Source organism: Allosediminivita pacifica (assembly GCF_003054175.1).
Classification (GTDB): Bacteria; Pseudomonadota; Alphaproteobacteria; order Rhodobacterales; family Rhodobacteraceae; genus Allosediminivita; species Allosediminivita pacifica.
In genome coordinates this window covers 59,381-80,048 of sequence record NZ_QBKN01000005.1, presented here as the reverse complement: position 1 = coordinate 80,048, position 20,668 = coordinate 59,381, and the positions used below count along the sequence as shown (strand labels likewise).

General features: G+C 66.3%; 25 protein-coding genes and 1 tRNA gene. 5 read left to right on the top strand and 21 right to left on the bottom strand.

Annotated features, from left to right (window positions below; genetic code table 11):
• Nucleotides 1-19: 19 nt before the first annotated feature.
• The 20 genes from nuoI to C8N44_RS05215 all read right to left on the bottom strand — a co-directional run bounded on the left by nuoI (nt 20) and on the right by C8N44_RS05215 (nt 14,904).
• A complete protein-coding gene (nuoI, locus tag C8N44_RS05310) occupies nt 20-514 on the bottom strand; it encodes an NADH-quinone oxidoreductase subunit NuoI (protein ID WP_107975139.1) in 495 nt (164 codons plus the stop codon).
• Nucleotides 514-783 (bottom strand): hypothetical protein, encoded by a 270-nt coding sequence (locus C8N44_RS05305; RefSeq protein WP_107975138.1) that lies wholly within the window; start codon nt 781-783, stop codon nt 514-516. Before C8N44_RS05305 ends, nuoI begins: the two co-directional genes overlap by 1 nt.
• 1 nt (nt 784) lies before the next feature.
• Entirely contained in the window at nt 785-1,822 is a 1,038-nt protein-coding gene (nuoH, locus tag C8N44_RS05300) for an NADH-quinone oxidoreductase subunit NuoH (protein ID WP_107975137.1), read from the bottom strand.
• A 7-nt stretch (nt 1,823-1,829) separates the two neighbouring features.
• Nucleotides 1,830-2,228: a hypothetical protein gene (locus C8N44_RS05295; protein ID WP_373282688.1), complete on the bottom strand. Its 399-nt coding sequence runs from the start codon at nt 2,226-2,228 to the stop codon at nt 1,830-1,832.
• 31 nt (nt 2,229-2,259) lie between these two features.
• Nucleotides 2,260-4,281, bottom strand: a complete 2,022-nt coding sequence (gene nuoG, locus C8N44_RS05290) for an NADH-quinone oxidoreductase subunit NuoG (RefSeq protein WP_107975136.1) — start codon at nt 4,279-4,281, stop codon at nt 2,260-2,262.
• A 203-nt stretch (nt 4,282-4,484) separates the two neighbouring features.
• On the bottom strand, nt 4,485-4,883 hold the full coding sequence (locus C8N44_RS05285) for a DUF5333 domain-containing protein (protein WP_107975135.1): 399 nt from the start codon (nt 4,881-4,883) through the stop codon (nt 4,485-4,487).
• Between the two features lie 91 nt (nt 4,884-4,974).
• On the bottom strand, nt 4,975-5,310 hold the full coding sequence (locus C8N44_RS05280) for a hypothetical protein (RefSeq protein WP_107975134.1): 336 nt from the start codon (nt 5,308-5,310) through the stop codon (nt 4,975-4,977).
• 344 nt (nt 5,311-5,654) lie between these two features.
• Nucleotides 5,655-6,950, bottom strand: coding sequence for an NADH-quinone oxidoreductase subunit NuoF (nuoF, locus tag C8N44_RS05275; protein WP_107975133.1), 1,296 nt, complete (start codon nt 6,948-6,950; stop codon nt 5,655-5,657).
• Between the two features lie 4 nt (nt 6,951-6,954).
• A complete protein-coding gene (locus tag C8N44_RS05270; protein ID WP_373282687.1) occupies nt 6,955-7,170 on the bottom strand; it encodes a DUF5337 domain-containing protein in 216 nt (71 codons plus the stop codon).
• 20 nt (nt 7,171-7,190) lie between these two features.
• Nucleotides 7,191-7,790 (bottom strand): NADH:ubiquinone oxidoreductase, encoded by a 600-nt coding sequence (locus C8N44_RS24095; protein WP_107975132.1) that lies wholly within the window; start codon nt 7,788-7,790, stop codon nt 7,191-7,193.
• A gap of 169 nt (nt 7,791-7,959) precedes the next feature.
• Nucleotides 7,960-8,652, bottom strand: coding sequence for a hypothetical protein (locus tag C8N44_RS05260; RefSeq protein WP_146178806.1), 693 nt, complete (start codon nt 8,650-8,652; stop codon nt 7,960-7,962).
• A gap of 65 nt (nt 8,653-8,717) precedes the next feature.
• The gene (locus C8N44_RS05255) at nt 8,718-9,890 is read right to left on the bottom strand and encodes an NADH-quinone oxidoreductase subunit E (protein ID WP_107975130.1); all 1,173 of its coding nucleotides are present in this window, start codon (nt 9,888-9,890) and stop codon (nt 8,718-8,720) included.
• A 57-nt stretch (nt 9,891-9,947) separates the two neighbouring features.
• Nucleotides 9,948-10,274, bottom strand: a complete 327-nt coding sequence (locus C8N44_RS05250; RefSeq protein WP_244640994.1) for a hypothetical protein — start codon at nt 10,272-10,274, stop codon at nt 9,948-9,950.
• A complete protein-coding gene (locus tag C8N44_RS05245) occupies nt 10,271-11,488 on the bottom strand; it encodes an NADH-quinone oxidoreductase subunit D (protein WP_188758637.1) in 1,218 nt (405 codons plus the stop codon). The genes C8N44_RS05250 and C8N44_RS05245 overlap by 4 nt, the downstream gene beginning before the upstream one ends.
• 58 nt (nt 11,489-11,546) lie before the next feature.
• Nucleotides 11,547-12,158, bottom strand: coding sequence for an NADH-quinone oxidoreductase subunit C (locus C8N44_RS05240; protein WP_107975127.1), 612 nt, complete (start codon nt 12,156-12,158; stop codon nt 11,547-11,549).
• Nucleotides 12,155-12,787 carry a NuoB/complex I 20 kDa subunit family protein gene (locus tag C8N44_RS05235; RefSeq protein ID WP_244640993.1) on the bottom strand — a complete coding sequence of 211 codons (633 nt, stop codon included), beginning with the start codon at nt 12,785-12,787 and terminating at the stop codon, nt 12,155-12,157. The genes C8N44_RS05240 and C8N44_RS05235 overlap by 4 nt, the downstream gene beginning before the upstream one ends.
• Complete coding sequence (locus C8N44_RS05230) at nt 12,778-13,143, bottom strand: NADH-quinone oxidoreductase subunit A (protein ID WP_107975126.1); 366 nt, start codon at nt 13,141-13,143, stop codon at nt 12,778-12,780. The genes C8N44_RS05235 and C8N44_RS05230 overlap by 10 nt, the downstream gene beginning before the upstream one ends.
• A 231-nt stretch (nt 13,144-13,374) precedes the next feature.
• On the bottom strand, nt 13,375-13,752 hold the full coding sequence (locus C8N44_RS05225) for a hypothetical protein (RefSeq protein ID WP_107975125.1): 378 nt from the start codon (nt 13,750-13,752) through the stop codon (nt 13,375-13,377).
• A 10-nt stretch (nt 13,753-13,762) separates the two neighbouring features.
• The gene (locus C8N44_RS05220; RefSeq protein WP_107975124.1) at nt 13,763-14,425 is read right to left on the bottom strand and encodes a glutathione S-transferase family protein; all 663 of its coding nucleotides are present in this window, start codon (nt 14,423-14,425) and stop codon (nt 13,763-13,765) included.
• A gap of 149 nt (nt 14,426-14,574) precedes the next feature.
• On the bottom strand, nt 14,575-14,904 hold the full coding sequence (locus C8N44_RS05215; protein ID WP_107975123.1) for a hypothetical protein: 330 nt from the start codon (nt 14,902-14,904) through the stop codon (nt 14,575-14,577).
• A gap of 102 nt (nt 14,905-15,006) precedes the next feature.
• Here C8N44_RS05215 and C8N44_RS05210 point away from each other — a divergent pair, with 102 nt between their 5' ends.
• The 5 genes from C8N44_RS05210 to C8N44_RS05190 all read left to right on the top strand — a co-directional run bounded on the left by C8N44_RS05210 (nt 15,007) and on the right by C8N44_RS05190 (nt 19,503).
• Entirely contained in the window at nt 15,007-15,474 is a 468-nt protein-coding gene (locus tag C8N44_RS05210) for a pyridoxamine 5'-phosphate oxidase family protein (protein WP_107975122.1), read from the top strand.
• Between the two features lie 15 nt (nt 15,475-15,489).
• Entirely contained in the window at nt 15,490-15,945 is a 456-nt protein-coding gene (locus C8N44_RS05205; protein ID WP_107975121.1) for a CreA family protein, read from the top strand.
• A 116-nt stretch (nt 15,946-16,061) separates the two neighbouring features.
• On the top strand, nt 16,062-17,210 hold the full coding sequence (locus tag C8N44_RS05200; RefSeq protein WP_107975120.1) for a CaiB/BaiF CoA transferase family protein: 1,149 nt from the start codon (nt 16,062-16,064) through the stop codon (nt 17,208-17,210).
• A gap of 105 nt (nt 17,211-17,315) precedes the next feature.
• On the top strand, nt 17,316-19,355 hold the full coding sequence (locus tag C8N44_RS05195; protein WP_107975119.1) for an ASKHA domain-containing protein: 2,040 nt from the start codon (nt 17,316-17,318) through the stop codon (nt 19,353-19,355).
• Nucleotides 19,356-19,429: 74 nt separating this feature from the next.
• Nucleotides 19,430-19,503, top strand: a tRNA-Gly gene (locus tag C8N44_RS05190).
• 16 nt (nt 19,504-19,519) lie between these two features.
• Here C8N44_RS05190 and C8N44_RS05185 read toward each other — a convergent pair.
• Nucleotides 19,520-20,620, bottom strand: a complete 1,101-nt coding sequence (locus C8N44_RS05185; RefSeq protein WP_107975118.1) for an acetoin utilization protein AcuC — start codon at nt 20,618-20,620, stop codon at nt 19,520-19,522.
• Nucleotides 20,621-20,668: the final 48 nt, after the last annotated feature.

Below are 20,668 nucleotides of genomic sequence, written 5' to 3'. Positions count from 1 at the left end.
CCATTTCATCCAGTGAAGATCAGCGGTAGGGCGCGTCCATTTCGAGGTTTCGGGCGATCTCGGCCTCCCACCGCTCGCCGTTTTCGAGCAGCTTGGCCTTGTCGTAGTAGAGTTCTTCGCGCGTCTCGGTGGAGAACTCGAAGTTCGGCCCCTCGACGATGGCATCGACCGGGCAGGCTTCCTGGCAGAAGCCGCAGTAGATGCACTTGGTCATGTCGATGTCGTAGCGCGTGGTGCGGCGGCTGCCGTCCTCGCGTGGTTCGGCATCAATGGTGATCGCCTGCGCGGGGCAGATCGCCTCGCAGAGCTTGCAGGCGATGCAGCGTTCCTCGCCGTTGGGATAACGGCGCAGCGCGTGTTCGCCGCGAAAGCGCGGCGACAGCGGGCCCTTCTCGTGCGGGTAGTTCAACGTCGCCTTGGGACCGAAGAAGTACTTCAGGCCCAGCTTGAAGCCCACGAAAAAGTCATGAAGCAGGAAGTACCGCGCAGCGCGGCCGTAGTCGATCGTGGCCATCAGCTGTTACCCCCGGAGGTGGAAGTTTCGGAAAAGAAGGGCACCGTGCCATCGCTGGCGGGCGCCATGAATGTCTCTGCCTGGGCCCCTGCCTGAGGGTCGGCGCCGGCTGCCCAGCGGAACATTGCGGCCGCAAGTTCGCTCGCCTGCGGCAGCGCGTTGCCCGATCCGTCGATGACGGGCAGCGCACAGTCCCGCGCAATGAAGTCCCCAAGCGCGATCAGGTCCACGTACTTGGCGTCCAGGATCGCTTCTTTCAGGTCCGCCATCTCAGCCCCCCGTGGCCCAGCGGGTGTAGAAGCCCCACAGCCACTCGAACTTCGCGGCAAAGGCGACCCAGACGACCCAGACCAGCGAGAAGGGCAGGAAGACCTTCCAGCCAAGGCGCATCAGTTGGTCGTAGCGGTAGCGCGGCGTGATCGCCTTCACCATCGCGAAGATGAAGAAGAAGAACGCCATCTTGGCCACCATCCAGAGCGCCCCGTCGGGCAGGCCCGGGATCGGCGACAGCCAGCCGCCGAAGAACAGCAGCGAGGTCAGCGCACACATCAGGAACATGGCGATGTACTCGCCCGCCATGAAGAGCAGAAACGGGGTCGAGCTGTATTCCACCTGATAACCGGCCACGAGCTCCGATTCCGCTTCGGGAAGGTCAAAGGGCGGGCGGTTCGTCTCGGCCAGCGCCGAGATGAAGAACAGGAACACCATCGGGAAGTGCGGCAGCCAGTACCAGTTGAAGAAGCCGAGGTTGCCGTCCTGCGCCCGCACGATGTCGCCGAAGTTCATGCTCCCGGTGGAGATGATGACGCCGATGATGATGAGGCCGATGGAGACCTCGTAGGAGATCATCTGCGCGGCCGAGCGCAGCGAGCCGAGGAAGGGGTATTTCGAGTTGGACGCCCAGCCCCCCATGATGACGCCGTAGACCTCAAGAGAGGAGACGGCGAAGACATAGAGGATGGCGACGTTGATGTCGCTGAGCACCCATGTGTCGTTGAAGGGGATCACTGCCCAGGCGATCATGGCGAGCACGAAGCTCGTCAGCGGGGCCATGATGAAGACCGTCCGGTCGGAGCCCGCGGGAATCACGACCTCCTTCACGACGTATTTCAGGGCGTCCGCCACGGTCTGGAGCAGGCCGGCGAAGCCGACAACGTTGGGTCCGCGCCGCAGCTGGACCGCGGCCCAGATCTTCCGGTCACCGTAGACCAGGAAGAGCAGCGAGATCATGACGAAGCCAAGCACCGCGAGACATTGCAGTGCAACGATCACCAGCGTGCCCAGGGGGGTGGAAAAGAAATCGGCCATCAGCTCCTCACACCATCGGTATTCCGCTCTCGGCGCAGGCCTGGGCGACGACTTCGGCGTCTATCGTCTTCAGACCGCGGGGCAGCGCCGGCGAGATGGTGTAAACCGCATCTGCCCGCCATAGGCCACCCTCTTCCTCGACCTTTGTGCGCAAATGACGCGCAAATCCGTATCCCCGGATCAGAGCGTATTGCGCGGCCGCGCACTCGGCATAGTCTTCCACGTCGCGCGCGTCACGCGCTCCGTTCATTTCCACGACAAAGCTGACCAGATCGTTGTCGAGCAGCCGCGTCTCGATGCCGCGGTAGACGGCACCCTCGGGTCGCGCGACGGGCAGCCTCGGGGCTGCCTCGCCGTCTTCGGCCGGGGCGGCGCAACCGCCCAGTGTCCCGGCCAGCGCCATCATGCCCAGCGTCCGTGCAAGCGACGGCACCGGATCACTCGGCCGCAATCGGTGCCTCGGCCCGCTCCTTGGCGCGTCGCGACAGCTCGGCCATGAGTTCAGAGGCGCGCGCGATCGGGTTGCTTAGCCAGAAGTCGGACACCGGCGACACGAAGTCGCCATCGCCCAGCTTGCCGGCCTCGACCGCCTGCCATTCGTTCTCGGGGACCGAGTCGATGCCCTTGAGCTGCGGCGCGTCGGCGACGAGCTTCTGGCGCAGCTGCGCGAGGCTGTCCCAGGGCAGGGTTTTGCCCGCCTCGGCCGACAGCGCCCGCAGGATCGCCCAGTTTTCCTTGGCCTCGCCCGGGGGGAACGAGGCGCGCAGCGCCATCTGGGGACGGCCTTCGGTGTTCACGAAGAGCCCCTGTTCCTCGGTGTAGGCGGCGGCGGGCAGGATGACGTCGGCGCGGTGAGCCCCGCGGTCGCCGTGGCTGCCTTGGTAGATGACGAAGGCACCGTCGGCGATCTGGATCTCGTCCGCGCCAAGGTTGTAGATCACGTCGGCCCCGTCGAGCGCGGCCTCGAGGCCACCCTCGGTCACGGCGCCCGCGTCCATCGCGCCCACGCGGCTGGCCGCGGTGTGCAGGACCATGAGCTTGGCGCCAGAGGCTTCGGCGATCTTCATCGCGGTGGCCAACACGGCCGCGCCGTCGTCACCGGTCAGGGCGCCCTGCCCCACGATCACGACACCGGCGGTGCCCTTCTTGTCGGAGTGATCCTTGTCCGCGAACTTCGAAAGCGAGTCGCGGCCCGTGCCCAGCTCCTCGACGTCGAAGGTCAGGTCGTCGGGCTGACCCACGCGCGACACCTGCGCGCCGTTGAGCCATGCCTTGCGGATACGCGCGTTCAGCACGGGCGCTTCATGGCGCGGGTTGGTCCCGATCAGCACGATGCTGTCGGCCATGTCCACGTCCTCGATCGAGGCGGTGCCCACGTAACCGGAGCGGTTGCCCGCGGGCAGCTTGGCGCCATCGACACGCGATTCCACATTGCCGCCCAGGCTTTCGACCAGGGTCTTGAGACCGTAGGCGGCCTCGACCGGGGCGAGATCGCCGACGAGGCCCGCAACCTTCTTGGCGCCCTTCATGGCGCTGGCCGCGGCGGAGAGCGCCTCGGGCCAGGTGGCGGGGGTCAGCTTGCCGTTCTTGCGGATGTAGGGCTTGTCGAGCCGCTGGCGGCGCAGGCCGTCCCAGACGAAGCGCGTCTTGTCCGAGATCCATTCCTCGTTCACGCCGTCATGGTTGCGCGGCAGGAAGCGCATCACTTCACGGCCCTTGCAGTCGACGCGGATCGAGGAGCCGAGCGCATCCATCACGTCGATGGATTCCGTCTTGGTCAGTTCCCACGGGCGGGCGGTAAAGGCGTAGGGCTTCGAGACCAGCGCGCCCACCGGGCAGAGGTCGATGATGTTGCCCTGCATCTCCGACTCGAGCGTCTGCCCGAGGTAGGAGGTGATTTCCGCGTCCTCGCCGCGCCCCGTCTGGCCGAGTTCCGGCATTCCGGCCACCTCGGTGATGAAGCGGACGCAGCGCGTGCAGGAAATGCAGCGCGTCATGTGGGTTTCGACCAGCGGGCCGAGGTCCAGATCCTCGACGGCGCGCTTCGGCTCGCGGTAGCGCGAGAAGTCGACGCCGTAGGCCATCGCCTGGTCCTGAAGGTCGCATTCGCCGCCCTGGTCGCAGATCGGGCAGTCCAGCGGGTGATTGATGAGCAGGAACTCCATCACCCCTTCACGGGCCTTCTTGACCATCGGGCTGTTGGTCTTGATCTCGGGCGGTTCGCCGTTCTTGCCGGGCCGCATGTCCTTGACCTGCATGGCACAGGAGGCGGCGGGCTTCGGCGGGCCGCCGACGACTTCGACAAGGCACATCCGGCAGTTGCCCGCGATGGAAAGCCGCTCGTGGTAGCAGAAGCGCGGTATCTCGATCCCCGCCTCTTCGCAGGCCTGGATCAGCGTCATCGCGCTGTCCACTTCGTGCTCTTTCCCGTCGATGATGATCGTGCGCATGTCAGTCATGCCCGAGCCCTCTCTTGGCGTTCGCAGGGCCCGCGCCCTGCGCGGCGCGCAAGGCACGAACTTTGGGCAGTGTCTATCGCGGCTTGTGCGACGATGCCAGCCCATGCGCCGGGTCGCGAGCAGGAAAAAACGACGCGGGGCCGCGATTTGCGCCCCCTACGCTTTAGATGTGATCACGTTACCTCGAGGTTAACGCCTGCCGATCACCGCAGGAGTCGCCCGACAGGACTGTTCTTTTGGATCTCGCCGCGCCCGTAGGCGCAGAGCTGATCGTTGTCCTTGGCGTCGACGCCCTGCCCTTCAAGATAGCTCTCGGCCTTGCGCCGCATGCGGGCCTTCTCGGACTTCGAGGTCACGTAGTCCTCTATCTCTTCTTCCGAGTATCCGAGTGATCGCGCCTGCGACTTGAGCGCGCTGAGGGTTCCGACCCCACGCAGATAGCGGGCGCCGATGTCATCGCATTCTTCGCTGATTTCCAGAGCAATCGCGACGGCCATCAGGCCGTTGTCGATCTCGGCCACCTCGCGCAGGGGCGGCTTGGATTGCGCAGCGGCGGGGAGTGACAGGCCGAGGGTCACGAACAGGGCCACAAGGGCTCGCATGGAAGTCTCCGTCATGATTTCATGACAGAGGTGGCCGGAACGGGACGGTTATTCAATATCACCGTGCCGATACCGGCGGGTCAGCGCCGGATCAGTCCTGGCAGGTGCCGACGAAGGTGAGGCGGTCGCCCTCGGTCACGAGCGCGTCGCGCGGCGTGTCGGGGCCGACTTCCCAGATGATGTCCGAGGTGCCGAAATACTGGATGCAGTGCTGCACGCCCTTGTAGCGCGCGGCCTCGATGGCACCTTCCATGGATTGCGAGACAGGCCCGACGCTGGCGACGAACCGTTGCCGCGCGTCGCGGGGGGCGCTGGCGTTGCCGCGGAAGTGGAAGCCGTCGAAGGTGTTGTCGGTCCGGCCGCCGCCGAAGAGAGAACAGCCGCCAAGCACAAGAGCGAGCGTGCAGGCCGTCAAAGCGCGAAACATGATCAATTCCCTTTTCCATGACCCGTCGCGCAGCCGCGCCGGGAGGTACCAATGATGTGCCTTGCGAAGGGCACGGGCCGGAAAACCCCTGCCCCTGCGACAGCCCGCCGTCCGTCAAGCTTCGCCCGCTTTGCCGGACCGGTCAAGGCGGACCGGGACAGGTTCACGCAAGAACGCAGTTTCCCCACGAGAGTCGTTCCAGAAAACTCAAGTGCATTCAGGGCGTTAGAACTTTCACCTCAAACCGGCTGGCTCGGGCCCTCACGCGAAACCGGCCCATGAGGTGCCTGGACCGGAAGGTGATCGGCCGGGGCAGGCAAGGCAGCCTGACCCGGCTTAATCGCTCACTCGGCGGCGACGGCACTCATGCGACCGGCGCGCTTGGCCTTGATGCGGTCCTCGATCTCGTCGCGGAAGTTCCGGATGAGACCCTGGATCGGCCAGGCTGCGGCGTCGCCGAGGGCGCAGATCGTGTGGCCCTCGACCTGCTTGGTGACGTCGAGCAGCATGTCGATTTCCTCGACCTCGGCCTGCCCCTTCACCAGCCGGTCCATGACCCGCATCATCCAGCCCGTGCCCTCTCGGCAGGGGGTGCACTGGCCGCAGCTCTCGTGCTTGTAGAACTTGGACAGGCGCCAGATCGCCTTGATGATGTCGGTGTCCTTGTCCATCACGATCACGGCGGCGGTGCCGAGGCTCGATCCGACTTCGCGCAGCGCGTCGAAGTCCATGACCGCGTCCTTCATCTTCTCGCCGCGCACGCAGGGCACGGAGGACCCGCCGGGGATCACCGCCTTGAGGTTGTCCCAGCCGCCCCGGATGCCGCCGCAGTGACGCTCGATCAGCTCTTCGAAGCTGATCGACATCTCTTCCTCGACGACGCAGGGATTGTTCACGTGGCCCGAGACGGCAAAGATCTTGGTGCCGGCGTTGTTCTGGCGGCCGAAGCTCGAGAACCACGACGCGCCACGCCGCAGGACCGTGGGCACAACGGCGATGGATTCGACGTTGTTCACCGTGGTCGGGCAGCCGTAAAGACCCGCGCCCGCCGGGAACGGCGGCTTCATGCGCGGCATGCCCTTCTTGCCCTCGAGGCTTTCGAGCAGCGCGGTTTCCTCGCCGCAGATGTAGGCCCCGGCCCCATGGGTCAGGTAGAGGTCGAAGTCCCAACCGCTGCCAGCGGCGTTCTTGCCCAGAAGCCCGGCGTCATAGGCCTCGTTGATGGCGGCCTGAAGGGCCTCGCGCTCGCGGATGTATTCGCCGCGGATGTAGATGTAGCAGGCATGCGCGCTCATGGCGAAGCTCGCGATCAGGCAGCCCTCGATCAGCGTATGCGGATCGTGGCGCATGATTTCGCGGTCCTTGCAGGTGCCCGGCTCGGATTCGTCGGCGTTCACAACAAGGTAATGCGGACGACCGTCGGATTCCTTGGGCATGAAGGACCACTTCAGGCCGGTGGGGAAGCCCGCGCCGCCGCGGCCACGCAGGCCAGACTGCTTCATCTCGTCGACGATCCAGTCGCGGCCCTTGCCGATCAGGTCGGCCGTGTTGTCCCAATGCCCCCGTTTCCGCGCGCCATCCAGCGTGCGGTCATGCATCCCGTAGAGATTGGTGAAGATGCGGTCTTGGTCCTTGAGCATTGTCTCAGTCCTTGTTCGTCCGGCGATCGCGCCAGAGCTCGTAGATCTTCCAGATCGCCAGTCCGAACCCGGCCAATGCGGCCAGATCGAACAGCGCGCGTATCCGCTGGCTCCAGTCCAGCGCGGCGCCGAGCGCAGTGGCGGCGATCCAGGCCAGGCCGACTCCGGCGATCAGAAGCGCGATGGCGCGCCCCCGCCGGTTGATATCGTCCTGCCCCATCATCGCCGCCGACACGCGCGTCAGCCTGCCAGCGACCGGGCCTGCGCGACCCAGCCGTTGCGCGAGGCGCGTCCACGCACCCCTGCGAGATTCTCATCGACCCAGGCCACCTCGGCCTCGGTCCACTTGGCAATCTGGTCCAGGTGGAAGATGCCGATCGCGTTGATCGCCTCCTCCAGCTTGGGTCCGACGCCTTCGAGCTGCTTGAGATCGTCGGCCGCGCCGCCGCGCGGCGCATCGAGCCCCTTGGGCTTCACCGCCGCAACCGCCGTTTCGGCCTCGGCACCAGCGGCTTCGACGGTCTCCGCCGTCATTTCCGCCGCGGTCTCGGCGACCTTCTCCGCATTGGCCTCGGTCGTCGCGGTCGCTTCCTCAACGACTTCCTCGACCGTCTCGGCCACGTTGGCGGTCGTTTCTTCGACCGTCTCGACCGCCTTGCGCTGGACGCCGGCGGGCGCGCAGATCGATCCGAACCCGGCCTTCGAGGTGAACCCCTGCCAGGGCATCATCGCGAAGCGCATCATGGCTTCGGTCGTCTCCCACGCGAGGCGGTTCTGGTACTCCATCAGGCGGATGACGGGGGCAAAGCTCTCGGTCATCGCGGAAATCGGGGTCGTCATGGTCACAGTCTCGCTCCTTTGTCACCTCCGGCGACCGGCATGGTACGCCGCAAAAGCGCCGTTCCTCCCCAACAGTGCCGTAGGCAGGCCTCGCATGTTGCGTGTTCTCTGGCAAGGCCCGCCAGGGTCGCAGGCGGGAGAGCCCGCCTGAAACCGGTTCACATTGCGATCATCCCTGGGGTGTCGCGGTCAGCGCGCGGGCCTGTTCGACCCAGTCGTCCCGGGTCACCCGCCCCCGCACGCCATCGACGTTATCCTCGACCCAGGCCACCTCGTCCGCGGACCACGCGGCGATCTGGTCGAAATGGTAGATGCCCGCTGCGTTCAGCGACTCTTCCAGCTTGGGGCCCAGTCCCTTGAGCTGCTTGAGGTCGTCGGCCTGCCCCGCGCGCGGTCCCGCGAGCGTCTCGGGCCTGGAAGCCTCGCCCTCGAGCACTTCGGCCTGCGCCTCGGGCGTCGCCGTCGCGGCGGAACCGGGCACCTCTTCTGCCGGTGCGGGCCCCACTTCGGCCGGTTGACCCGTTGTCTCGGACTCCGCCTCCGATGGCCCGGGGTACGCTGCCGCCTCGGGGGCGGTGGCAGGCTCGGGCCCGCGAACGGGTTCAGGTGCTGGGCCCGGCTCGGGCGCCTCGGGAGTTTCGGGCGTGGCGGCGCTGCCGAATTCAGCGAGTGCGCCGCCCTCGGTGCAGTAGAGGTTGCGCCCGGCGATGCCGCCGCCGACGCAGATCAGCACGCCGACAAGAAACGCAAGGAAGGCACCTACGCCGACCAGAACGAGCAACAAGAAGATCACGACACCGGCGATCCCGCCGGCCCCCCAGACCTTCGCGTTGCAGCTCAACCCGGATATTCCATTCTGCATCGGTCCCACTCCCCTTTTCCGTGCAAGTCCGTCCTCCGGGGACGACACCTAGCACGGCAAGCGGATTACGTCTTGTCCGCCGATGCAAGCTCCTTGGCCTGCGAAACCCAGTCGTCGCGCGTCGCGCGGCCCTTGAAGCCTTCGAGATTGTCATCGACCCAGGCCACTTCCTCCGGCGTCCAGGACGCGATCTGGCTGAAATGGTAGAAACCCATGCCGTTGAGGCTCTGCTCGAGCTTGGGTCCGACGCCCTTGATCTTCTTGAGATCGTCGGCCTTGCCACCCTCGGGCGCGTCGAGCGCTGCGGGCTTCACGCCCACTTCCTCGTCCGAGACCTCCGCCGCTTCGGTCGATTCCTCGACCTTGCTGCCGTCGATGCTCGAGGTCTGCTCGGCCGCCTGAGCATTGCTCGGCGGCTTGCCCTTGGTGTCAGCAGTGGATTCGCGCTTATCGATGCCGGTCTCGTCGATCGGCTCGTCCTCGGACACCGCGGGGCCCGGACCTGGTTCAGCATCGCCGCGGCGACCGGACTGGTCGCCCCAAGGCGCGCGCAGCGGCACCTCGGTCCCATCAATGCGCTTGATCGTGTCGCCGATGTCGGTCGCAAGCTGCGCTGAAGCGTTCATCTTGATAGATGCGTTCACGTATTCCGTCAGGCTCGTCTGGCCGCTGGCGGGCTCGGACGCGAACCGACCCGTCTGCGACCCCGGCGTCGGCACCTTGCCGGCGGCGAGATCGTCGAGCAGCTTGCCAAGGCTCTCCTCGGTCAGGTCCTCGTAGTAGTCCTTGCCGATCTGGGCCATGGGCGCGTTGGCACAGGCGCCAAGGCATTCCACCTCTTCCCAGCTAAACTTGCCGTCTGCCGAAAGCTCGTGCGGATTCGCGGCGATCTTGTCCTTGCAGACCGCCATCAGATCCTCGGCCCCGCAGATCATGCAGGAGGTGGTGCCGCAGATTTGGATATGCGCGACGCTGCCCACCGGCTGAAGCTGGAACATGAAGTAGAAGGTCGCGACCTCGAGCGCCCGGATGTAGGCCATGTCGAGCATCTCGGCGACGTGTTCGATCGCGGGACGGGTCAGCCAGCCCTCCTGCTCCTGTGCGCGCCACAGCAACGGAATGATCGCGCTGGCCTGACGCCCCGCAGGGTACTTGGTGATCTGCGCCTCGGCCCAAGCGTGGTTGGCCGAAGTGAAGGCGAAGCTTTCAGGCTGTTCGTGGTGCAGTCGGCGAAGCATTATTCTGTCGTCCCATCTTCCGGGCCGCCCGGCGGCCCTCAATTCCTCTCAGGCCGTTCAGGCCTCGGGCACCTCTGCCTCGGGCTCTGCCGGCTGCGCGGTCGGCGCACAGGACCCGGTCAGCAGCCGCACTCCGCCCTCATCAAGGCGAACGGCGTCTTCGGTGTCGATGCGGTAGGCCGCGATCTCGATGACCTTGTTGCGCGGAAGGCCGGTTTGCAGCTCGACGGGCTGGTACTGGCGCTCGTCGCGCAGCGTGCAGCCCACCGAGGCCACGGCGGCGTCGAAATTCGCAAGGTCTTCCTCGGTCACGTCCTCGGGCGGCATGGCGCAGGCAGCCAGCGCCAGCGCGGCGGCCGCCATCAGCGGGTAAGTTGCTTTCACCTGTCGACCTCCCCGAACACGATGTCGAGCGACCCGAGGATCGCGGCCACGTCGGCCAGCTGGTGGTTCTTGCACATGTAATCCATCGACTGAAGGTGCAGGTAGCCCGGGGCTCGCAGCTTTGCGCGGTACGGCTTGTTGGTGCCGTCCGAGACCATGTAGACGCCGAATTCGCCCTTGGGCGCCTCGACGGCGGCGTAGACCTCGCCCTCGGGCACGCGGAAACCCTCGGTATAAAGCTTGAAGTGGTGGATGAGGGCCTCCATCGAGGTCTTCATGTCCGTCCGCTTCGGCGGTGCCAGCTTGCCGCGGACCATCACGTCGCCCGGGCCTTCCTCGCGCAGCTTCGCGATGCACTGCTTGATGATGCTGGTCGACTGGCGCATCTCCTCCATGCGGACGAGGTAGCGGTCGTAGCAGTCGCCGTTCTTGCCCACCGGGATCTGGAAGTCGAACTCGTCGTAGCACTCATAGGGCTGTGCGCGGCGCAGGTCCCATGCAAGGCCGGAGCCGCGGACCATGACGCCAGAGAAGCCCCAATCCTGGATGTCCTGCTCGGTCACGATGCCGATGTCGGCGTTGCGCTGCTTGAAGATCCGGTTCTCGGTCAGCAGGTTGTCGATGTCGTCGAGCTTGCTGGGGAACTCGTCGGCCCATTGCTCGATATCGTCGATCAGGTCGGGAGGCAGGTCCTGGTGGACGCCGCCGGGCCGGAAGTAGGCCGCGTGCAGACGGGCGCCGCAGGCGCGCTCGTAGAAGATCATCAGATCCTCTCGCTCCTCGAAGCCCCAGAGCGGCGGTGTCAGCGCGCCCACGTCCATGGCCTGCGTGGTGCAGTTCAGCAGGTGGTTCAGGATGCGGCCGATTTCCGAGAACAAGACCCGGATCAGCGAGGCGCGGCGCGGGATCACCGTGCCGGTCAGCTTCTCGATCGCCAGGCACCACGCGTGCTCCTGGTTCATCGGCGCGACGTAGTCGAGCCGGTCCAGGTAGGGCAGGTTCTGGAGATAGGTGCGGCTCTCCATGAGCTTCTCGGTGCCGCGGTGCAGCAGGCCGATGTGGGGGTCGACCCGCTCGACGATCTCGCCGTCAAGTTCCAGAACAAGCCGAAGAACCCCGTGGGCCGCCGGGTGCTGGGGCCCGAAGTTCAGGTTAAAGTTCCGGATCTGCTGTTCTTCGGTCTCGGCGTCGCCGAATGTCTTGGAGCCGTCCATCATCGGGCCTTTTCCTCGCATCGGGGGCCGGGAAGCGCGGTCTGCGCGGCAGCCCGTCTCATCCCTTGGCCTCTTCGCTCTTCTCGTCGCCGGGCAGGATATAGTCGGCCCCTTCCCAGGGCGACATGAAATCGAACTGCCGGTATTCCTGCACGAGACTCACGGGTTCGTAGATCACCCGCTTCTGCTCCTCGTCGTAGCGGACCTCGGTATAGCCCGTGGTCGGGAAGTCCTTGCGCAGCGGGTAGCCGCGGAAACCGTAGTCCGTCAGGATGCGGCGCAGGTCCGGGTGCCCGGTGAAGAGCAGGCCGAACATGTCGAAGACCTCGCGCTCGAACCAGTTGGCCGAAGGGTGGATGCCCGTGATCGACGGGATCATGTCATCCTCGCGCGCCGCGACCCGCAGACGGATGCGGTGGTTCTGGTACATGCTCAGGAAGTGGTAAACCACGTCGAACCGCTTGGGCCGCTCGGGGTGGTCGACGGCGGTGATGTCCACCAGCGACGTGAAGCGGCAGCTCGGGTCCGTGCGCAGGAATTCCACCAGCCCCACGATGTTCGACAGGGCAACGTTCACGGTCAGCTCGCCGTAGGCGACTTCCCAGCTGGCGACGCAGTCGGGGCGCTTGGCTTCGATGTGGCCGCCCAGTTCGTTCAGAAGCTCGCTCATCGCACCAGCGTCCCTGTCCTGCGGATCTTCTTCTGCAGCGCCATGATGCCGTAAAGCAGCGCCTCGGCGGTCGGCGGGCAGCCGGGCACATAGACGTCCACCGGCACCACGCGGTCGCAGCCGCGCACCACGGAATAGCTGTAGTGGTAGTAGCCGCCGCCGTTCGCGCAGGACCCCATCGAGATCACGTAGCGCGGCTCGGGCATCTGGTCGAAGACCTTGCGCAGCGCGGGCGCCATCTTGTTGGTCAGCGTGCCCGCGACGATCATCAGGTCGGCCTGGCGCGGCGTGGCGCGCGGCGCGATACCGAAGCGTTCGGCGTCGTAGCGTGGCATCGAGGTGTGCATCATCTCGATCGCGCAGCACGCGAGGCCAAAGGTCATCCAATGGAGTGAGCCGGTGCGCGCCCAGTTGATGAGATCCTCGGTCGAGGTGAGCAGGAAGCCCTTGTCCTGCAGTTCGCGGTTCAGCGTCTGCGAGACGGGATCGCGGTCGAAGCCCGGGGCCTCGGCCTCGAGCGGCGCGCGCGCCGAGGGGCCGGATTTCACGCGGGGGGTCTGCTCGCCCTCGCCGCGGACATCGGTGACATCGGGATTCTCGACGCCTGCTTCGGGATCATTCACTCCCATTCGAGTGCCCCTTTCTTCCATTCATAGGCAAAGCCGACCGTCAGCACCGCGAGGAACAGCATCATCGACCAGAAACCGGCCATGCTCACGTCCTGGAAGGCCACGGCCCAGGGGAAGAGAAAGGCGATCTCAAGATCGAAGATGATGAACAGGATCGACACGAGGTAGAAGCGCACGTCGAACTTCATCCGTGCATCGTCGAAGGCGTTGAAGCCGCATTCGTAGGCGCTCACCTTCTCCGGGTCGGGGTTGCGCACCGCGAGGATCACGGCCGCGAGCACGAGCACGAGGCCCAGACCGATGGCGATGGCGAGAAACACGAGGATCGGCAAATATTCCCTGAGCAGGTCTTCCAAGGGAAAGCTCCTTCTTGCGGGCCGCCCGCGGCGGCTGGCCGGAACGTACCGGACTGGCCGGAACGGTTGCGTTGTGATCTATCGCCGCTCCACCTGCGGGTCAACCTGCGGCGGATTTATTGCCAGAGGGTAAAATACTGCGCTGGCCAAGGGTTTGCGCCTACCCCGGGCAGCGCGACAAAAGGATGCGCCCTGCCCGCGGTCAGTGCCCGTGCCCGATATGTGATCACATCAGGGTCCGACGACCACCACATAGGCGGCAAGCGCGGTCATGACGATCGCCAAAGGTCCCATCACACGCCGTTCGTCAGCCGAGGGCGAGAGCAGGTTCAGCGCGGTGGAACAACCGGTTACACCCAGAGCAGCCCAGGCTGTCCACCGTGGCCAGAAGCCGCCGGCGAAGCCCGCGGCAGACAGCACCGCCAGCGCGCAAAAGACGAGGACCGGGATGGACAGCGCGGCGAGCGCCCTGCTCCTCCATGGCAATACGCCCGGGTCGCGCCCGCCTTGCGTGAAGCTGCCCAGCGGCGCACCGGCGATCAGGGCCAGCTGGAAGAACACCAGCCCGAAGCTCAGCGTCACGAAAAGATGACCGATCTGGGCCGTCATCGTCGAGTGCTCAGGTCGCCTCGGGCAGCGGGTAGAAGTCGCGGTCGTAAAAGCGCTGCTGCCCGTCGACCTCGCGGGCCCGGACGAAGGCGGGCCGTGCCGACAGCCGCTCGCGGTACTCCGAAAGCTTCGGAAACTCGTCGAACTTCACGAAATAGGGCGCCGCGAACAGGTTGAAGCCCATCATGACGTCCGCCCCCGAAAAGCCGCTCAGCAACCAGTCACCCTGCAGCCGCGCCTCCATCCCCATCAGCGTCGCACGCAGCCGGGCCGTCGTCAGCCGGATCACCGTCGCACTTGCCTGTGCCGGATCGCGCAGGAAGATGCGGTTGATGTTGAGCTGCTCGACCAGCGTGCCCATCGTCTCGGCATAGTGAACCCACTGCAGGTATTCCGCCCGCTCGGGATCGCCCGGCATCGGCGCAAGCCCGGCCTCGCGCCGCGTTTCGCAGAGGTATTCGACGATGGCTCCGGATTCGAAGAGCGTCATCCCGTCGATCTCAAGCGCGGGTACACGCGCAGCGGGTGACATGCCCGGCAGCGCCCCCTTGCGCATGGACCCGTCGCGGATGTCGTAATCCACGATCTGCCGTTCGATCCCCAGCTCCTCGAGAAGCCAGAGCACCCGGAAGGAGCGCGAGAACGGCACGTGGTGCAGGACCACCCCGCTCATGCCCGCGCCTCCGAACGCATCGCCTGCGTCACCTTGCTCCTCATCGCGTTCTCCCGCCCTGAAATCCCTTTGACACAGCCATAGCACCCCGCGAAGCCTTCCGCCCATAACCACGACACGCCTGACGCGACGGCGCCTAAGCGCGTCGCTCAGATACGCGGCGCCGTCCCGCCGATCCCCAGTGTGCCCGCAGGTCCCGGCCCCGCCTCGCGAATCAAGCCGCCCGTGCGGCTGACCCAATACGCACGGTAGAGCCCCCGCCGTCCGCAGCGCACGACAAGCCAGGCCTCCTCACCCGGCATCGCGGTGCAGTCGCTCGGGCGCGCGCCCGGACCGGACTGTTGCAGGTAGCGCGCGGCAAAGACCGCGATCGCGTCGCTCTCTGTCATCGTCACGGCCTGCCGCCCCAGCCGATAGCCGAGCAGGCCGGCCAGGGCGGCCAGAAGAAACACCGGCGTCCAGATCGCCCATCGCGCCATGGCCTGCCTCACCCCTCCGTCATCTGCCGCTGCCGTTACGCTGCCCTCGGAACCGGTGCGCCCGCCGCACCGTTGCCCGTGCAGACCGATAAGGAGAGCAACATGACCAAGCTTCAAGACGCATTCTGGAAACGTATCGACGACGTGCAAGCCGGCCTGCTGATGGCCGATGGCGAGCGCCCGGTTCCCATGGCGCCGCAGGCCTACAAGGACGAAAACGCGATCTTCTTCATCGCGGCTGCCGGCTCTGCCGCGGATCGCGCGGCCAAGTCCGGCGGCGAAGCCACATTCCACGTCGCCGATCCCAAGGCGAACCTTTACGCCAACGTCTGGGGCAAGCTCGACGAATCCGGCGACAGCAAGAAGCTCGACGACATGTGGAGCGCCATGGCCGCCGCGTGGTTCCCCGAGGGCCGCGACGACAACACCATCCGCCTGGTGAAATTCACCCCGCATGACGCGGAGGTCTGGGCAACCGAGAGCGGCGCGGGTTATCTCTACGAGATTGCCAAGTCCAACGTCACCAAGGACACCCCCGACACCGGGGAACACGGCCGGGTGACATTCTAAGAAGGATCACCTGCCATGTTGCGCGCCGCCCTTGCCCTGGCACTTTGTGCCACCCCCGCCCTGTCCGAGGAAGTGGGCGAGATCGGCGTCGACTGGGTCGGCAATGACATCAAGATCGAGGCCATTGCCGACCCCGATGTCGAAGGTGTGACTTGTCACATCGCTTATTTCGACCGCGGATTCATCGACCGGTTGTCCAAGGGCAACTGGTTCGAAGACCCTTCCAATGCCTCGATCGCGTGCCGGCAGACGGGACCGATCACCGTCGGCGACATCGACCGGTCCGAAGGCGGCGAAGACGTCTTCCGCACCTCCCGTTCGCTGGTGTTCAAGTCGCTTCGGGTGAAGCGCATCTGGGACGAGGCCAACCAGACACTCATCTACGTCTCGCATGCCGCAGAACTGGCCGACGGTTCGGCCAAGGTCGCGATTTCCACGGTGCCGCTCTACGGTTCCGACGCCGAAGACTGAGCCGTGCAGGGCCGCAGCGCACGTGTGACGTTCTGAATTCGACGCGCATTCAACTCTTGCGGTAACGGTTTCCTCACGTTGGTATGCTGCAAAGCGGCAATGAAGGAGCCAACGTGATGACCCTCCCCCTGTCCGGATACACGATCCTCGACCTGACGCACGTGCTTGCCGGACCCTACTGCACCATGACCTTCTCGGACATGGGGGCCAAGGTCATCAAGGTCGAGCCGCCCAACGGCGGCGACGACACCCGCACCTTTCCGCCCTTCAAGGACGGAAAGTCCGCGTATTTCGCCGCCATCAACCACGGCAAACAGAGCATCGCGCTCAACCTCAAGGACGACTCCGACCGCGCTGTCTTCGAACGGCTTCTCGCGCGCGCGGACGTGCTGGTCGAGAATTACCGACCGGGCGTGATGGAGCGTCTCGGCTATGGCTGGAGCGATCTGCACGCCGCCTTCCCCCGCCTCGTCTACGGCGCTGTTTCGGGCTTCGGCCACACCGGCCCCGACGCCAAGCGCCCCGCCTACGACATGGTCGTGCAGGCCCGCGGCGGGGTCATGTCCATCACCGGTGAGAAAGGCCGCGACCCGGTCCGCGTGGGCGCTTCGATCGGGGACATCGTGGCAGGCATGTTCCTGGCCCAGGGCATCCTCGCGGCACTGCTCGACCGGGATCGCAGCGGGCGGGGCCGCAAGATCGACGTCTCAATGCTGGATTCGCAACTGGCCATCCTCGAACACGCCGTGGCCATCAGCTCGGTCACCGGCAAGCCCCCCGGCCCGTCCGGCGCGCGCCACCCGTCGATCACCCCCTTCGAGACGTTCCACGCCTCCGACGGGCTTTTCGTGATCGCCGCCGGCAACGACAAGCTTTTCGAGAAGCTCTGCATCGCACTGCAGCTTCCCATCTCGGACGATGAACGCTTTGCCACCAATCCCAAGCGCTGCGACAACGCCCGCCTTCTCAAGCGCCTGATCGAGGCTGTCACCCTCGAGAACACCCGCAGCCACTGGATCGCCAAGCTCACCGCGGCAGGGATCCCCACGGGGCCGATCCAGACCGTGGACCAGACCATGAAGGACCCGCAGATCATCGCGCGCAACATGGTCGTCGACGTTTTGGACCGGAATGGGCGCGCCGCCTACAAGGCCGCCGGCAACCCGATCAAGATGACAGATGCAGTCGACCCCACGACGCGCGGCCCCGCGCCCGATCTCGACGGGAACCGCGGCGAAATCCTGCGCTGGCTGGACGAAGGCTAGGCATTCGGGCGCACATGACGCTGCCGGACCGCGTCGCGCCGCGCCGGCGCTTTTACTCCGCTCGCCAATCGCTATGGTGCCCGAACATCCGGAACAGGAGCCTTCATGTCCCAGGATCCCCTCGTGGTCTTCACCCCCTCCGGCAAGCGTGGCCGCTTCCCGGCGGGGACCCCCGTCCTCACCGCCGCGCGCCAGCTCGGCGTCGATCTCGACTCCGTCTGCGGCGGGCGCGGCATCTGCTCCAAGTGCCAGGTCGCCCCCGCCTACGGGCAGTTCTCCAAGCACGGGGTGACGGTCGAACAGGACGCGCTGTCGGAGTGGAACAAGGTCGAGGAACGCTACGACCAGAAGCGTGGGCTCAAGGCCGGGCGGCGGCTGAGCTGCCAGGCCACGATCCAGCGCGACGTGGTCATCGACGTGCCCCCCGAAAGCCAGGTCCACCGGCAGGTCGTGCGCAAGGCCGCTGCCGTGCGCGCCATCGAGATGGACCCTGCCACGCGGCTCTACTACATCGAGGTGCAGGAACCCGACATGCACGAACCCACGGGCGATCTGGAACGCGTCGCCCGGGCGCTCAAGGCCCAGTGGGGCGTGGAGGATATATCCACAGAGTTTTCCACACTTGCCTTATTGCAACCTATCCTGCGCAAAGGAGACTGGAAAATCACCGTCGCCTTGCACAAGCCCGACGACCACGCCCGCGCGCGGCTGGTGACGGCATGGCCCGGACTGCATGAGACCGGGATCTTCGGGCTGGCCATCGACCTCGGTTCGACCACCGTCGCCGCGCACCTGACGAACCTCGACACGGGTGAGGTGGTGGCCTCCTCCGGGATCATGAACCCGCAGATCCGTTTCGGCGAGGACCTGATGTCCCGCGTCTCCTACTCGATGATGAACGAGGGCGGCGCAGCCGAGATGACAGCCGCCGTGCGCGAGGCCATCGACACGCTGACCGAGGAAATCGCCGCCGAGGCCGGGATCGAGACCGGCCAGATCCTCGAGGCGGTCTTCGTCTGCAACCCGGTGATGCACCACCTGCTGCTGGGCATCGACCCTGTGGAGCTCGGACAGGCGCCCTTCGCGCTCGCCACCTCGTCGTCGCTGCACCTGCGGTCGGTCGAGATGGGGCTGACCGCCCTTCCCGGCTCGGCACAGATCTACGTGCTGCCCTGCATCGCGGGCCACGTGGGCGCCGACGCCGCCGCCGTGGCGCTGGCCGAGGAGCCGGGCAAGTCCGACGACCTCGTGCTCGTCGTCGACGTGGGCACCAATGCCGAGATCCTGCTCGGCGACCGCGACCGCGTTCTGGCCTGCTCCTCGCCCACCGGCCCTGCCTTCGAGGGCGCGCAGATCAGCTCGGGCCAGCGCGCCGCGCCGGGCGCCATCGACGCCATTCGGATCGATCCCGAGACCAAGGAATGCAAGTTCCGCATCATCGGCAGCAAGTTCTGGTCCGACGAGCCGGGTTTCGCCAAGGCCGCCGAACGGCTGGGCATCACCGGCATATGCGGATCGGGCATCATCGAAGCCGTGGCCGAGATGCGCATGGCCGGCATCCTCGACCCCTCGGGGCTGATCGGGTCCGCCGAGCAGGTAGGCACCCCGCGCTGCGTGGCCGAGGGCCGCACCCATGAATACCTGATCCACGACGGCACCGCGCATGGCGGTCCGCGCATCACCGTCACGCAGGGCGATATCCGCGCGATTCAATTGGCAAAATCGGCGCTATACGCGGGCGCCCGGCTGCTGATGGACGAACGCGGCGTCGACAAGGTCGACCGCGTGGTGCTGGCCGGGGCCTTCGGCGCGCATATCTCGCCCAAGCACGCCATGGTGTTGGGCATGATCCCCGACGTTCTGCTCGAGAAGGTCACGAGCGCGGGCAACGCCGCCGGGACCGGCGCGCGCATCGCGCTCTGCAACCGCGCCGCCCGTCGCGAGATCGAGCGCGTGGTAGGCGAAATCACCAAGGTCGAGACCGCCATCGAGCCGCGCTTCCAGGAGCATTTCGTGGCCGCCAACGCGATCCCGCACGCGACCGACCCCTTCCCGGAACTGTCGCAGATCGTGCCGCTGCCCATGGTTAGCTTCAACACAGGCGGGGACGAGAAAGGGGGCCGGAGGCGGCGTCGCCGAGCCTGAGGATTCCGCCGCGGAGCACCCCGTTTTGACGCTTGACGAAGGACCGTCTGCGGCCTTATGTCAGGCGTCCACGGGCGGGTATGATGTAATGGTAGCCTGTCAGCTTCCCAAGCTGAACGCGCGGGTTCGATTCCCGCTACCCGCTCCAAGATTTCCCCGCTAGATCAGATCCTTGCAGCCAGACGTTCAACGTCTGCGCGAAGTGTGTCGCGGACCTCCCCCTCGCGCGGGGCGTCGTGCAAGGTGGTCAGCAGCGCCGCGTTCGGCCGCCCCTTGCGAGCCCAGACAAGGCCACGCAGAAGCGCCTGCGCCGCCGGGGGCAGCACGTCGGGCACGTCCTGCCCCGAAAGCTCGCCCCAGACCGAGGTCCAGCAGCGCGCGACCGACCACGGATTGTAGCCGCCGCCACCCGACACGATGAACCGGGGGCTCAGGCCGCGCAGCGCCCGGACCGCCGCGCGGTGGCTGTTGTTCGACAGCGCGAGCCGCGACAGCGGGTCCTCGGTCAGGGCGTCGGCGCCGCACTGGAGGAACACGGCCTCGGGCGCGAAATCCTCGACCACGGGCAGGATCAGCTCTTCCAGCACCAGCGCGAACTCGGTGTCGTTGAAGCCCCGCCCCACGGGCAGGTTGAAGGCCGCCCCGCCCGCGTCGTCCGTCAGCAACCCCGTACGCGGCCAACGGTTTTCCTCGTGGACCGATATCATCCGCACGCGGCTTGAACCCGCGAAGGCCAGCTCCACCCCGTCGCCGTGGTGCGCGTCGATGTCGACGTAGGCCACACGGCTCAGGCCCATCGCCAGCAGGCGCTGGATCGTCACCACCGGTTCGTTCACGTAGCAGAAGCCCGAGGCGCGGTCCGGCAGCCCGTGATGGGTGCCGCCGCCGGGGTTGTAGACCACGCCGCCCTGCGCCACCCGTTCGGCCGCAAGCAAGCCGCCACCCGCGGCGGTCGCCGGGCGGCGGTACATCTCGGGAAATACCGGGTTCGACAGGGTCCCGAGCCCGTAACGCTCGCGGACCGCATCCGTAACCTGCCCCTCGGCCTCGGCCCGTTGCAGCGCCGCTAGGTAATCGGGATCGTGGAACCCCGTGAGCGCCGCAGGCTTGGCGCGCGGGCTGGTGAGGTAGCGCCCCTCGGGCAGCCAGCCGAGCGCGCGCGCCAGGTCGATCACCGCCGGGACCCGTTCGATCGACAGCGGATGCAGTCGCCCGTAGCGCGAGCCGCGGTAGATGGTCGAACCGATGAAGACGGGGGCACTCATGAAGGCCAAGCTAAGCCGCGCCGAGACCGTGCCAAGCGCGGATTGCCT